The organism is Labrys sedimenti (assembly GCF_034424805.1).
Lineage (GTDB): Bacteria > Pseudomonadota > Alphaproteobacteria > Rhizobiales > Labraceae > Labrys > Labrys sedimenti.
In genome coordinates, this window is record NZ_JAXOUF010000010.1 from 79,410 (window position 1) to 93,599 (window position 14,190).

At 65.5% G+C, this 14,190-nt stretch carries 11 protein-coding genes; 3 read left to right on the forward strand and 8 right to left on the reverse strand.

The window, feature by feature from the left end; translation table 11 throughout:
* Positions 1-34: 34 nt before the first annotated feature.
* Complete coding sequence (locus U1R88_RS24020) at positions 35-328, reverse strand: ArsR/SmtB family transcription factor (RefSeq protein WP_068284116.1); 294 nt, start codon at positions 326-328, stop codon at positions 35-37.
* Between the two features lie 121 nt (positions 329-449).
* Between U1R88_RS24020 and U1R88_RS24025 the strand changes: the two genes are divergently transcribed.
* Both U1R88_RS24025 and U1R88_RS24030 read left to right on the forward strand, forming a co-directional pair.
* Positions 450-2,987: an ABC transporter permease gene (locus U1R88_RS24025; RefSeq protein ID WP_322433527.1), complete on the forward strand. Its 2,538-nt coding sequence runs from the start codon at positions 450-452 to the stop codon at positions 2,985-2,987.
* 176 nt (positions 2,988-3,163) lie between these two features.
* Complete coding sequence (locus tag U1R88_RS24030; RefSeq protein WP_068284120.1) at positions 3,164-3,940, forward strand: Bax inhibitor-1/YccA family protein; 777 nt, start codon at positions 3,164-3,166, stop codon at positions 3,938-3,940.
* Between the two features lie 152 nt (positions 3,941-4,092).
* Here U1R88_RS24030 and U1R88_RS24035 read toward each other — a convergent pair whose 3' ends face one another.
* From U1R88_RS24035 to U1R88_RS24065, 7 genes are all read right to left on the reverse strand, one after another.
* Positions 4,093-5,712, reverse strand: coding sequence for an AMP-binding protein (locus U1R88_RS24035; RefSeq protein ID WP_322433528.1), 1,620 nt, complete (start codon positions 5,710-5,712; stop codon positions 4,093-4,095).
* A gap of 7 nt (positions 5,713-5,719) precedes the next feature.
* The gene (locus U1R88_RS24040; protein ID WP_068284126.1) at positions 5,720-6,325 is read right to left on the reverse strand and encodes a CAP domain-containing protein; all 606 of its coding nucleotides are present in this window, start codon (positions 6,323-6,325) and stop codon (positions 5,720-5,722) included.
* Between the two features lie 14 nt (positions 6,326-6,339).
* Complete coding sequence (locus tag U1R88_RS24045; protein WP_322433529.1) at positions 6,340-9,213, reverse strand: DUF3772 domain-containing protein; 2,874 nt, start codon at positions 9,211-9,213, stop codon at positions 6,340-6,342.
* Positions 9,214-9,396: 183 nt separating this feature from the next.
* A complete protein-coding gene (locus U1R88_RS24050; protein WP_322433530.1) occupies positions 9,397-9,873 on the reverse strand; it encodes a GNAT family N-acetyltransferase in 477 nt (158 codons plus the stop codon).
* Positions 9,874-9,875: 2 nt separating this feature from the next.
* Positions 9,876-10,349 carry a GNAT family N-acetyltransferase gene (locus U1R88_RS24055; RefSeq protein WP_068284131.1) on the reverse strand — a complete coding sequence of 158 codons (474 nt, stop codon included), beginning with the start codon at positions 10,347-10,349 and terminating at the stop codon, positions 9,876-9,878.
* Complete coding sequence (gene kce / locus U1R88_RS24060) at positions 10,349-11,260, reverse strand: 3,5-dioxohexanoate:acetyl-CoA acetone transferase (RefSeq protein ID WP_322433531.1); 912 nt, start codon at positions 11,258-11,260, stop codon at positions 10,349-10,351. Before kce ends, U1R88_RS24055 begins: the two co-directional genes overlap by 1 nt.
* 3 nt (positions 11,261-11,263) lie before the next feature.
* Positions 11,264-12,604: an aspartate aminotransferase family protein gene (locus tag U1R88_RS24065; protein WP_322433532.1), complete on the reverse strand. Its 1,341-nt coding sequence runs from the start codon at positions 12,602-12,604 to the stop codon at positions 11,264-11,266.
* A 278-nt stretch (positions 12,605-12,882) separates the two neighbouring features.
* Here U1R88_RS24065 and U1R88_RS24070 point away from each other — a divergent pair, with 278 nt between their 5' ends.
* Positions 12,883-14,184 (forward strand): nicotinate phosphoribosyltransferase, encoded by a 1,302-nt coding sequence (locus U1R88_RS24070; protein ID WP_322433533.1) that lies wholly within the window; start codon positions 12,883-12,885, stop codon positions 14,182-14,184.
* The last annotated feature ends 6 nt before the right edge of the window (positions 14,185-14,190 follow it).

The window sequence follows — 14,190 nt, forward strand, 5'->3', positions numbered from 1 at the left end:
ATGGACGTTCGACGGTGCCGCCCCTCATCCTGCCCTACAGGCTGGCCAGTTCGCGCAGATAGGCATCCAGCGTCTCGCGCTGGAGCACGAGTGTAGCGAACTTGCCCTCGCGCACGATCTCGATGAGCCCGGCATTCTCGAGCTCCTTCATGTGATGGGACAAGGTCGCCGGCGTGACCTCATGCTTCTGCTGCATGCAGGCGCAGGCCATCGAGCCGCCTTGCGCAGCGATTTCCTTGAGGATCTGAAAGCGCCGCGGCTCGGCCAGCGCCCTGGCGATCAGGGTACATTGGCGCTCCGTCAGCGAAACTGGCGCGGTCATCGTCATGATGGAGCCTATATCATGTCTGCCACGGGCCCGCGCAATATCGTGGTGCGCGGCTTGCGGTAAGCGGAGCGCACCCCCACTTTGCCTTGATTCGGCCTTGTCCATCCGCTCAACATCATCGATGTCCCTCGCTTCTCTTCCCCTCCCCCTGCGCTTTGCCCTGCGCGAATTGCGCGCCGGCATCCGCGGTTTCGGTATTTTCCTGGCCTGCCTCGCTCTCGGCGTGATGGCGATCGCCGGGGTCGACGCCATCTCCAGCGCCCTGTCGGACGGGCTGCGCAGCCAGGGTCGGGTGATCAATGGCGGAGACATCGAGTTCACGCTGGTGGGGCGCGAAGCCAATCCCGAGGAGCTCGCCTTCATCGGACAGCAGGGCCAGCTCTCGGTCGCCGCGAGCACAAGGGCGATGGCGCGCACATCGGACGGCCAGACCGCCCTGGTCGAAATCAAGGCGGTCGACCAGGCCTATCCCCTGCTCGGCACGGTGGAGTTCGGCAAGGGCCAGGCCCTGTCCGCCACCATCGGCGGCCAGGGCAGCCGGGCCGATGCGGCAGCCGACGCCGCCCTGTTCGCCCGGCTCGGCCTGCAACCCGGCGCCGCCGTCACCATCGGCAATCTGACGGTTAGCCTGGTAGATCGCCTCGTCGGCGAGCCGGACAAGATCGCCGGCGGCATTTCCTTCGGGCCCCGCCTGATGATCACCCTGGACGCGCTGCGCGAGAGCGGGCTGATCCAGCCGGGCTCACTGATCCGCTGGCGCTATCGCCTGGTACTGCCGCCGAATGTTTCGCCGGATGCCGTTCGCCAGAAGGCGAACGAGACCTTTCCCCAGGCCGGCTGGGAGGTCCGCACCCGCGACGACGCCTCCCCGGAGCTTCGGCGTGGCATCGAGCGCTTCACCATGTTCATCACGCTGGTCGGGCTGACGGCCCTGCTCGTCGGCGGCGTCGGTGTGGCCAATGCCGTGCGCGCCTTCGTCGAACGCCAGCGCGACAGCATCGCCACGCTGAAGACGCTGGGAGCCGGGGCCAACCTCGTCACCGGCATCTATCTCACCCAGACCCTGCTGCTGGCCACTCTCGGCATTGTCATCGGTCTTGTCGCTGGCGCCGCCCTGCCCTTCATCCTGGCCTATGGCTTTGCCGACTATCTGCCGCTGCCGATCACGCCGGTGCTCAATCCGGCAGGGCTCGCGCTCGCTGCCCTCTACGGCCTGCTGACCACCCTCGCCTTCTCTCTGCTGCCGCTGGGGCGGGCTCGGGACATCTCCGTATCGGCCCTGTTCCGCGATGCCATCGCCCCGACACGGCGCTGGCCGGCCCCCATCGTGCTCACCCTTGCCGGCCTGGCCGTCGCCGCCCTGGTCGCCCTGGCGGTGTTCTTCGCCGCCGACCACAAGGTGGCCCTGGTCTATGTCGGCTCCGCGCTCGGCGCCTTCATCCTCCTGCGCGTGGTGGCAAGCCTGCTGATGGCGCTCGCCCGCCGGCTGCCCCGCCCGCACTCCACGCCGCTGCGTCTGGCCGTTACCAATATCCACCGTCCCGGCGCCGCCACACCCTCGGTGGTGCTCTCGCTCGGCCTGGGGCTCTGCCTGCTGGTGGCCCTGACGCTGGTCGACGGCAATATCCGCCACCAGCTTTCCGCCGCCATTCCCGACAAGGCGCCGAGTTTCTTCTTCGTCGACATTCGCCGCGCCGACGCGCCCCGCTTCGACGCCTTCCTCAAGCAGGCCGCCCCGCAGGCGACCAGCGAGCGCGTACCGATGCTGCGCGGCCGCATCGTCAGCGTGAAGGACGTACCGGCGGATAAGATCAAGCCCCCCCCGAACATCGCCTGGGTACTGAGCGGGGATCGCGGGGTCACCTTCACCGACGCGGTGCCGGCCGGCTCACGCGTGGTCGAGGGCCAGTGGTGGGGTCCCGATTATACCGGCCCGCCCTTGGTCTCCCTGGAGCAGGAGGTCGCACATGGTCTCGGCCTCAAGGTCGGCGACGCCATCACCGTCAACGTACTCGGCCGCAACATCACCGCCAAGGTCGGAGCCCTGCGCAAGCTCGAATGGCAGAATTTCGGCATCAATTTCGTGCTGGTCTATTCGCCGAACACCTTCAAGGGCGCGCCGGTGACGGACATCGCCACCCTCACCTTCCCGCATGGGGCCGACGATGCCGTCGAACTCGGCCTGCTCAAGCAGGTGGCCGACGCCTTCCCGATGGTGACCGCCGTGCGCATCAAGGATGCGCTGCAGAGCTTCGCCGATCTCGCCGGCCAACTCGCCATGGCGATCCGGGCCGCCGCCGCCATCGCCCTCGTCGCCTCGATCCTGGTGCTGGCGGGCGCGCTGGCAGCCGGGCAGAGCAGCCGGCTCTACGACGCCGTCATCCTCAAGGTGCTGGGCGCCACGCGCGGGCGCATCCTCTTCGCCTTCATCCTCGAATACGGGCTGCTGGGCCTCGCCACCGCCCTGTTCGGCGTGGTCGCCGGCACTGCCTGCGCCTGGCTGATCGTCACCTATCTGATGAATTTCAGCTTCACCTTCCTGGCCGGGCCGGCTTTCGGGGCCGCCTTCGGCGCCCTGGCGCTGACCATCCTGTTCGGCCTTGCGGGTACCTGGCGCATCCTGCGCCAGAAACCGGCCTCGCATCTGCGAAGCCTGTAGACCCGGATGCCAGGCGCTTGGAATGACACGCGTTTCAGCCGAAGTTCAGGCGATGAAGATCGACCACCCCATGGTGGCATGCCGGCAACATTGCAAGCAATTCACTTAACTGTTTCAATGGAAAGCACTACATAAGAGTAAGCTTTCTGCGGCATGTGCCGCATCTGGAGAGACACATGGCTTTCAATGATCCTCGTTTCTCGGCCGGCACCGTCTCCGACGTCCGCGCCGGAGCACCGGCGATCGATCAGGGCCTGCGCGCATTCATGCTCGCGGTCTACAATCACATGACCTTGGGTGTGGCCATCACCGGCCTGGTGGCGCTCGGCGCCTACATGGCTTCGGGGATCGTGGTCAACGAAGCGGGCAAGATCGTCGAGCTGAACTCGTTCGGCATGTTCCTGTTCAACTCCCCCTTCAAGTGGGTCGTCGCATTCGCCCCCCTTGGCATGGTGTTCTGGATGAACATGGGGACGGAAGGTCGCTCGGTTCAAACCACGCGCGTTCTGTTCTACGTGTTTTCGGCACTCATGGGCCTGTCGCTGTCGACGATCTTCCTCGTCTACACGCATGGCTCGATCGCTCGCGTCTTCTTCATCTCGGCCGCCAGCTTCGGTGCCCTGAGCCTCTACGGCTACACCACCAAGCGTAACCTCTCGGCCTTCGGCGCCTTCCTGATGATGGGCCTGGTCGGCTTGCTGCTCGCCAGCCTGGTCAACCTGTTCTTCCCCTCGGGCATGCTGACCTTCATGATCAGCGTCGCCGGCGTCGGCATCTTCGCAGGCCTGACCGCCTACGACACCCAGATGCTGAAGTCGCTCTATGTGGAGAATGCGCACAGCTTCAGCCGCGACGAGGGCGAGAAGCTCGCCGTCCATGGCGCACTGACGCTCTATCTCGACTTCATCAACCTCTTCATCATGCTGCTGCGCCTGCTCGGCGACCGCCGCTGATCCCTGAAGAGCTTCTTGACGGATCGCGCCGGCCGGGGTTTCCCCGGCCGGTTTTGTTTTTTAGAAGCCCGGACATCTTGTCCGCTCTATCTCTCGGCCGAAGCGAGCTTGGGGAGGAGGAGCGGACAGGATGTCCGCGCTCCATGAAAGCCTCAGTCGAGCTCGCGCAGGGCCCGGCGGATGATCTTGCCGGATGAGGTCAGCGGCAGGGCGTCGACATAGGCGATCACGCGCGGATATTCGTGGGCGGACAGGCGTTCGCGCACAAAGAGCTGCAGGTCGGCGGTCATGGCGTCCGATGCCGTGAAGCCCGGCTTGAGCACCACGAAGGCCTTGACGATCTCGGTCCGCAAGGTGTCGGGCATGCCGACGACCGCCGCCATCGCGACGGCGGCATGGCGCATCAGGCAGTCCTCGATCTCGCCGGGACCGATGCGATAGCCGGCCGAGGTGATGATGTCGTCGCCACGGCCGACGAAATGCACATAGCCATCGATGTCGCGGCGCGCCTTGTCGCCGGTCATCAGCCAGCCGTCGCGGAATTTCGCGGTGGTGGCGGTGGCGTTGCCCCAATAGCCCAGGAACATCACCGGATCGGGCGCGCGCACCGCAATCTCGCCGATCTCCTCAACGGGGCTTTCCTGCCCCTCTTCGTCGACCACCGCCACGCGATGGCCGGGTACGGCCTTGCCGATGGCGCCGGGCCTGGAAACCCCGAGTTCGTGGCAGGAGCCGAGCACGAGATTGCATTCGGTCTGGCCGTAGAGTTCGTTCACCGGAAAGCCGAAGGCCGCTTCGGCCCAGGCATAGGTGCCCGGCCCCAGCGTCTCACCGGCCGACATGATCGAGCGCAGATGGGTACGGTAGACCTGGCCGGGCTGATGCGCCGCCTGCAGCATGCGCAAGGCCGTGGGCGGCAGGAAGGCGTTGCGGATCTTGAAGTCCCACAGCAGTCCCAGCACCTCGTCCACCGAGAACTTGGCATGGAGGCCTGCCACCACCGGCACGCCCAGCGCCAGGCTGGGCAGCAGCACGTTGAGCAGGCCGCCCGCCCAGGCCCAATCGGCCGGCGTCCACATCACGTCGTCGGGCTGGCCCAACCCTGGATGGGCGAAGCGCAGGCCGGGAATATGACCGAGCACCACGCGATGGCCATGCACGGCACCCTTGGGTTGGCCGGTGGTACCGGAGGTGTAGATCATCGTGGCCGGATCGTCGGGCGTCGAGGCGATCGGCGCCAGCTCCCCCTTGGCTCCGGCGATCAGACGATGGAAGTCGAGCGCCCCTCCGCCGGCGCCGTCGACGCTGATCACCGTCTCCAGGTCGGGCAGCCTGGCCTCGATCTCCCCGAGCTTGGCGAGCCCGCTTTCGTCGAGCAGCACGGCCTTGGCCCCGGAATCGCGCAGGCGGAAGCTCAGTGCATCCGGGCCGAACAACACGGCGAGCGGCAGGGAGATGGCACCGAGCTTGGCGACGGCGAGGTGGGCGATCACCACCGCCGGCGATTGCGGCAGCAGGATCGCGACGCGGTCGCCCTTGCGGATACCCAGACGTTTCAGCGCCAAAGCGAAGCGGTCGGAGGCCTCGCGCAAGGCGCCATAGCTGATGCGCTCGCTGCCGCCGCCGGGAAGCCGGCGCAGGATGGCGAGCCGGTCCGGTTCGCGCCGGGCCCAGACGTCGCAGACATCCACCCCGATATTGTAGCGAGCCGGCAGCTCCCAGCGAAAATCGCGCGCGGCGATGTCGTAGTCTTGCTTGTCCAGCTCGTTCATGCCGCACTCACCCCCCGAACAGGCCGCCGAAGAGGCCTCCGGAGCTTTTCACGCGCGTAGGCCGGCGTACCACGCGCACCACCGGACCGGCCCCGAAGGCCTGCGCCTCCTCCGGCCGGCTGGGTTCACCAGCCACCGCCATGGCCCAATAGACCCGCTCACCGGCCCTGGCAATGGCGATACCAAAGCGGGTGGCGCCCGGCATCAGCAGATTCTCGTCATGCTCGGGCGAGTTCTTCCACTGCTTCATGGCGTCGAGATCGGTGTAGGTGCCGTAGGAGACATTCTCGCCGATCTTGGAATCGTCGAGCCCGGCCGATTTGACGCGGGAGGAGAAGCTGCCGCCGATCGAATGGGAGAGCTGGTTGGCCGAAGCCATGGCATTGGCCTGGTTCTGGGCGAAGGACGTCAGGCGCGAATCGAGCGCCACCGCGGTGAGGCCCTTGCTCTGGCGGTACTGGGTCAGCCAGTCCCGGGCCTGGGCCGGATTGAAGGATACGGGCCGGCGTTGATAGGAAACGGCTTCGGGCTTTTGCGTGAGGGCGCAGCCGCCCAATCCAAAGGTAACACCCAAGACAAGAAAAGCGGCCGCAGCCACCCTCATGCGCGACATCGAGTTCTCCACGGTCAGGATCCCGCCGCAGCCGGCGGGGTTGAAGGCTTGGCGGCGGCAGGCTCCGCGGCAGGAGCCTCCGCCTCGGGCTTGTCGCCCTGAAGTTTGGCGGTCATCGCCGCCTGCAATTCGGGCTCGAACAGGATCACCCGCTGCGGGGGCGCCGCGGCGCCCTGACCCTGCAGGCGGATACCCTTGGCCTTGAAATTCTTGAAGATACGGGCGAGCAGGTCGCTCTTGACGGCAACCTGCGTCTCCATGCTGGCGACCATCACGATGAGTTCGAATTCCAGCCCGGCATCCATCGAGGTCATGTAGACCTGGGGCCGCGGGGTCGGTAGGATACGAGGATCGTCCTCCGGCGCGGCCAGCATGGCCGCCTTCACCGCGTCGATGTCACTGTCATAGAGCACGGTCAGGGCAATGCGCAGCCGGCTCCAGGTATTGCCATAGACCCAGTTCTTCACCGAACCGGTGATCAGGGTCGAATTGGGGATGATCAGCGTGGCGCGATCATAGGTCTCCAGCGTGGTCGAGCGCACGGAGATGCGGCGGACATAGCCCTCCTCGCCGGCGGCGGCGATGATGTCGCCGACCCGGATCGGTCTTTCGGCCAGCAGGATCAGGCCGGAGACGAAATTGCCGGCGATGCCCTGCAAGCCAAGACCCAGACCGACCGACAGACCACCGGCGACGATGCCGATATTCTGCCAGCTCACGCCGATCTCGGACAGGCCGGCCGAAATGGCGAGGATGAAGCCGAGATAGCCGATGATGGTGGCGATCGAGTTCTGCACGCCCGAATCGAGGGAGGTGCGCGGCAAGAGCGTGTTGCCGAGCCAGCCCCGGATCAGGCGCATCACCGCCCAGATGATGATGAACAGCATCACGCCGCTGATGATCGACGAGGGCGAGATCGTCAGCTCGCCGATCTTGAAGCCGAAATAGGCGCGCTGGATCGCCGGGGCCATGTCGGTCGAATAGAGTCCGAAGGGCAGGCCGAGGCTGCCGACGGCAAAGGCGATGATCAGGAAGCGCAGAACACCGGAGAGCAGGGTCGCCCCGAAGGTGACCTGCTTGGCGGTGACGCCGATGGTGCTCGCCACCGCACGGCGGCGGTCGACGTCCGAGATCAGCCGTTCGGTCAAAGCCGAATCGACCAGGGTGGTGAGCAGATAGCTTGCCGCCACCACGCACAGGACGAGCAGCGGAAAGACCGCCGCCGCCACGGCGAGCGTGCTGTAGCCGAGAGCAAGGCATACGGCCATCACCAGCACGGAGAGCCACCCGATCGGCCTGAGTATGTCGAGCCCGGTCAGATCCTCGTCGGGCGCCAGTGTACGGCCGTCCACCACCGTCGGCGGGGCGCTGCGCAGGCGGATGAGCAGGGAGACGATGATGGCGAGATAGAGGATGGCCGAAATCGTCTCGCGCGCCACGCTGAGGGAGGGATCGGCGTGCAGATGCTCGATGACGCCATTCAGGAGGACGGACAGGCCCAGCGCCACGGCGAGCCAGCCCATGCGCCGTCCGATGCGGCGGACGGCCCAGTCGCTCAGGGGCAGCAGGCGCAATTCGGCGTGGCCCTCAGCCAGCACAGCCTGCGCCAGGGCCCACAGGCCGAAGCCGATCGAGGAGGCAGCGATCAGGCTCGAGCCGTAATCGGCAAGCACCTTCTCCGGCAAGAGCCCGGAAAAACCGAAGGCCAGCATCGTCACGGTGATCCCGACCGGCACGCCGAGCATGATGTGGACGATGCCGAGCACCGCGTCGAGCGAAGCGACGTAGCGCCGCGAGGCCCGCTTGCTGCGTGGCAGGCGCGCGCGCCAGCGCTGGATGCGCAGGCGCAGGAACTGTGTGACGGCGTAACCGATGGCGATGGTCAGCAGGAAGATGGCGATGCTGGTGGAATTGACCTTCGACACCAGATAGCTGCTGTGATCCGACAACGCGTTCTGTGCCAGCTCCCCGGCCCTGGGCAGGTTTTGCAGCACCGGAATCCAGAATTCACCGGAGAAAGGGCTGTTGCCGCTCTTGAGCAGGCGGCCCGTGAGCTGCTCGCGCTGCCGCTCGGTGATGGTGTTGGAAAGGCTCGTCGCTCGTGCAGCCTGGTCTCCCGCCACCTTGAGAGCGCCGGTGAGCAGGCTTTGCAGATCCTTTTGCGTACCGCGCGTCTCGGCGATGTCCGCACTTTCGGACGGATCGGGCTCTCCCAGTTTCTTCAGCCTGTCCGCGGACTCGTCCCGCTTGGGCGTGACCTTGGTCTGCAGATCAGACAGATTGAGAATGGCCGTATCAACCGTACCGCGCAGCTCATCCAAGATCTTCGATGCGTTCTCCTGATCGGCGGGGAGACTGGTCAGAGCCGCTTCCACCCCGTCGAGCGACTTTTGCTCCTTGGCTAGCGCATTGTTGAAGGGGCGGACTGTGATGGTGTTGACGATCTGGTCAGCGCGCGAGATCTGCTTTTGCGTCTCGGTGGCGAGATCGTTCAGCTTGGCGAGCAGGTCGGAAGCCGCCTTGCGAGCGTCGGTCGTGGCTTTGGCCTCGGGCGGGTCGACCGGCTTGGGCTGCGGGGGGAAAGCGTCCAGTGCTGCCTTGGCCTTGTCGCGGGCCGGGATGATGCTGCCCAGCAAGGCAACGAGATCGGCACGCCTCCTGCTGACCGTCTCGCGCAGGTCCTGCAGGGATTTCTGCGCCTCCTCGCCATTGTCGGTAATGGTGGCGAGCTGGGTCGCGATGTCGTCGAGAGACTTCTTGTCGAGACTCAACCCCGTCTGGAAACCGGTCAGGGCCAGGTCGTCCTGCGCCCTCGCCGCCATGGGCGCAGCCAGGAGCGTGAAAAGCAGGCTGCAGAGCAGCAGAAGGCGGGAAAGCGAACGAAACATGGCGCGAAACTAGAGTGTTTTGCGCTTCGGTGGAATTACCAAGAAGCGCAAACACGTATCGAAACGGGGGACCAGAGCAAAGGAGCGTTTCCGCTGGGCCGGCCTTGCTCTAGAGGCTGTTGCCGCCTGATGGAAGAATTTGCGGGCGGCATTATGGCGTAGAAACCGTTTTAGGCATCAAAGTCACCCCACCGGCGCCCTCAACTCGAAGATATCGAGGCCGTATGGGCCGACATCCTTTTCGAGATGGCGCCATCTCAACCCCGCGTAGAAGGCACGCTTGTCGCTCTCGGCGCAGAGATAGGCCTGGGCGAAACCACGGCTGAAGGCCAATTCCGCCGCAGCCGCCACGATGGCGGCACCATGCCTCCGGCGACGCAATTCCGGCTCGATCCACACCGCGGCGACCCAGGGTGTCAGGGCCGGTCGTTCTTCCAGATCGCTGGCGATCAGCGAGGCCGTGCCGACGAAGTCGTCGCCCCGGTGAGCCACCAGACAGGCCGGCAACACTTCCATGGTCGTCAGGTTTTCTGCGAACAGGCCCGCCACGGTCTCGAGGCTCTCGCCCCGTTCCTGCCACCAGGCCCGCCAGACGCGGTCGGCGACCGCCTCGAGGAAATGGGGTTGGTCACGCAGGTCGGAAATCTTGATGGTGCTCACATTCAATTCTTTTCGATCAGATCGATGAAACCCGGCTCGTCCAGCACCAGGAAGCGATCATGGTCGAGCGTGCGGAAGCCGTGCCGCCGATAGAAGCGCAGACCCGCTTCGTTGCCGGCATCGAGGTCGAGCCGCATGAAGCGCGCACCGCGCTCGCGGCCACGGCGGGCCGCCTCCGCCAGGAGCTGGATGCCGATATGTTCGTTACGCCGCTGTGGCGCGACATAGAGGTCGACCACGAAGACACCATTGGCGCCGCGCCAGGTCGAAAAACTGTCCTGGTGCACCAGATAGCCCGCGAGGCCCCCTTCCGGCGGCTCCGCAACGACGATGCCGATGCTCGGAGTGGCACTGAAAGCCTCGGCACGCAGAATGTCGCCCGTCGTGCCGACCTTGACACCGAACAAGGCCGCAAGCTCGCCCACCATCGCAGCGACGGCATCGCAATCCTCCGGCGCGGCAGGGCGGATCAGCATTAGCGCGGCCGGATGCCGATGATGGCGCGCGCCTCGTCCGGCGTGGCGATGGCGAGGCCCAGTTCCTCGAGGATGGTGCGGATCTTGGTGACCTGTTGGGCATTGGAGGTGGCGAGCTGGCCCTTGCCGATCCACAGATTGTCTTCCAGCCCGACGCGGACATGGCCGCCCATCACCGCCGCCATGGTACCGAGCGCCATCTGGTTGCGGCCAGCCGCCAGCATCGACCACTCATAGTCCTTGCCGAACAGCTTGTCGGCCGTGCGGCGCATGTCGACCACACTGTCGGGATTGGCGCCGATGCCACCGAGGATGCCGAGCACGGTCTGCACGAAGAGCGGCGGCGTCACCAGCTTGCGGTCGAGGAAATGAGCCAGCGTATAGAGGTGGCCGACATCGTAGCACTCGAATTCGAAGCGCGTGCCGAGCGGACCCATCGTGGTGAGGATGTGCTCGATATCGGCCAGCGTGTTCTTGAACATGCCGCCGCGTGTCGCCTCCAGGAAGGGAACCTCCCAGTCATGCTTCCACTCGCGCGGCCGGTCCAGCATCGGGTAGAGGCCGAAATTCATGGTTCCGAGATTGAGCGAGCACATTTCGGGTTGAAGGCTCGCGGGCCCCTTCAGGCGCTCCTCGATGCTCATCCGGGCCGAGCCGCCGGTGGTAATGTTGACGATGGCGTTCGTCGCCCGCCGGATGCGGGGCACGAACTGCTCGAAGACGGTGACGTCGGGCGTCGGCGCCCCCGTCTTGGGATCGCGCGCATGCAGATGCAGTACGGCAGCCCCGGCCTCCGCCGCCCCGATGGCGGAGGCGGCGATCTCGTCCGGCGTCACCGGCAGATGGGGCGACATGGAGGGGGTGTGGATCGAGCCGGTGATCGCGCAGGAAATGATGACTTTATTGGTCATGGCCTATGCTCCGATGTCCTTGAGGGCCTGGCGCAGCGACGTCGCAAAGCGCCCGGCAATCTCGCCGAGTTCAGCGTCGGTGGCGTTGTAGGGCGGCGCCAGGATCACGGTATCGCCCTTGATGCCGTCCACATTGCCGCCGGAAGGGTAGCAGATCAGCCCATTGGCAAAGGCCCGCGCGCGGATCTTGAGGAACAGCGCCTTCTCGGCCGGGAAGGGCTCCTTGCTGTCCTGGTCGGCGACGATCTCGATGCCGGTGAAGAAGCCCCGGCCCCTGATGTCGCCGACATAGGGAATGCCATGGAGGGCATCGGCCAAGGTGCGCTTGAATTCCTCGCCCTTCACCGCGACGCGCTGCACCAGCCCGTCGCGCTCGACGATGCGCTGCACGGCAACGCCGGCGGCGCAGGCCGCGGTATGGCCGGTGAAGGTGTGGCCGGTCTGCGGCCCGCCGTCGACGGCATTGATCGGCTCGGCCACCCTGTCGGAATAGACGGCAGCCCCGAGCGGCAGATAGCCCCCGCCCAAGCCCTTGGCCACCGTCATGATGTCGGGGAAGACGCCGTCATGCTCGAGCGCACGCCAGGTGCCGCAGCGCCCAGCCCCGCACATCACCTCGTCGGCAATCATCAGGACGCCATGGCGGTCGCAGATCTCGCGCACCTTCCTGGCATAGCCCGGCGGTGCCGGTACCACGCCGCCGGCAGCGCCAACCACCGGCTCGAACACGAAGGCGGCGACCTTGTCGGGGCCCAACTCCAGGATCTTGTCTTCGAGTTCCTGCGCACAGGCCGCACCGACATCTTCCGGCGCCACACCGGCCGGCGGCCGGTAGACATTGGCGGGCGATATCAGCGGCACGTCGACGAGCGCGCCCTCGAAGGAGAGGCGGCGTTCGCGAAAACCCGAGAGCGCCAAGGCGCCCAGCGTGTTGCCATGCCAGGAGCGCTCGCGCGAAATGAAGCGCCGCCGGCTCATCTCGCCGCGGGCCGCGAAATATTGCAGAGCGAGCTTCAGGGCCGATTCCACCGCCTCCGATCCGCCGGAGACGAACACCATCTGCTTGAGCGTGCCGCCGCAGAGCCGGCCGACGCGCTCGGTCAATTCCTCCAGGGGATCGGAGGTGAAATTGTAGCGATAGCCATGGGCGATGCGGTCGAGCTGGTCCTTGATGGCCTGGTTGACCTCTTCATTGCCATGGCCGAGGCAATAGACCGCCGGCCCGCCCGAGCCATCGAGATAGTGCTTGCCGTCGACATCGGTAAGCACGAGGCCCTTGCCCCAGGCGATCTTCGGCAAGCCCGCCCCCGCCACCGAAGTCGATTCCGCGACGTCGCCCGCCATCTCCGTCTCCATTCCCAAGATCGAGCGCCTCTCACGACGCCTTGGCTCGCGCTGAAACACCACGACGGGCTTTCGGCACGACACTTTGCCGGACATATGGAAGGGGGGATCGGCAAGCGTCAAGCGTGGCAAAGCCGCACGCCGGCCAGTCAGTCAGCGATCGATCGCTAACATTGTCCATCCCCCGACAGGACGGCGCTTCGGCGCTACTTGATCTTGCGCCATATTCCACGCATGGTCCGCTCTTTCGCCGGCAAAGGCGGCTTGGGGCACTTTTCATGAATATCGATATTGCCAAGAGGGTGTATGATCGGACCTGGAAGCTCGATCCGATCGTCCGCAGCCTCCTGGACACGGACTTCTACAAGCTCCTGATGCTGCAGCCCATCCATGCCCGGCATGAGAATGTGCGCACCACCTTCACCGTGATCAACCGCACCAAGTCGATCAACCTGGCCGATGTGATCGACGAGAAGGAATTGCGCGACCAGCTCGACCACGCCCGCACGCTGCGCTTCGGCAAGCGCGAGCTGATCTGGCTGCGCGGCAACACCTTCTACGGCAAGCAGCAGATCTTCCGGCCCGAATTCCTCGACTGGCTCGCCGATTTCAGCCTGCCGGACTACGATCTGCGCATCGAGAACGGCGATTATGTGCTCGAATTCGACGCGCCCTGGAGCCAGGCCACCATGTGGGAGGTTCCGGCGCTCGCCATCATCAACGAGCTGAAATCCAGGGCCGCCACCCGTTCCATGGGCCGCTTCGAACTCGACATCCTCTATGCCCGCGCCAAAGCCAAGCTGTGGGACAAGATCGAGCGGCTGAAGAAGCTGGAAAACCTGAAGATCTCCGATTTCGGCACCAGGCGGCGCCATTCCTTCCTGTGGCAGAGCTGGTGCGTGGAGGCGATGAAGGAGGGGTTGGGCAACGCCTTCGTCGGCACCTCCAACGTGCTGCTCGCCATGAACAACGACCTGGAATCGATCGGCACCAACGCCCATGAGCTGCCCATGGTCTATGCGGCGTTGTGCGAGGAGGACGGTTGCCTGCGCGAATCGCCCTACAAGGTGCTGGAGATGTGGCGCGATTTCTATGACGGCAATCTCCTGATCGTGTTGCCCGACACCTTCGGCACTGCCGCCTTCCTGGAACGTGCCCCGGACTGGGTGGCCGACTGGACCGGCATGCGCCCCGATTCCAAACCGATCCAGCAGGCCGGCGAGGAGATCATCGCCTGGTACAGGGCGCGGGGCCGTGACCCGGCCAAGAAGCTGATCATCTTCTCCGACGGCCTCGACATCGATTCCATCGAGACCGCCCACAGGAACTTCAACGGCCGCATGCGCCCCTCCTATGGCTGGGGCACCAATCTCACCAACGACTTCCGCGGCTGCGGCTCGCACCCCATCCCGCTGCTCGATCCGATCTCGCTGGTGTGCAAGATCACCTCGGTCAACGGCAAGCCGGCGGTGAAGCTTTCGGACAACCTCGCCAAGGCTACCGGCGGCAAGGAGGCGATCGATCGCTATCTCAAGGTATTCGGTGAGGAAGGGCGGGGGGTGCAGGCGGTGAGCGTATAACCCACG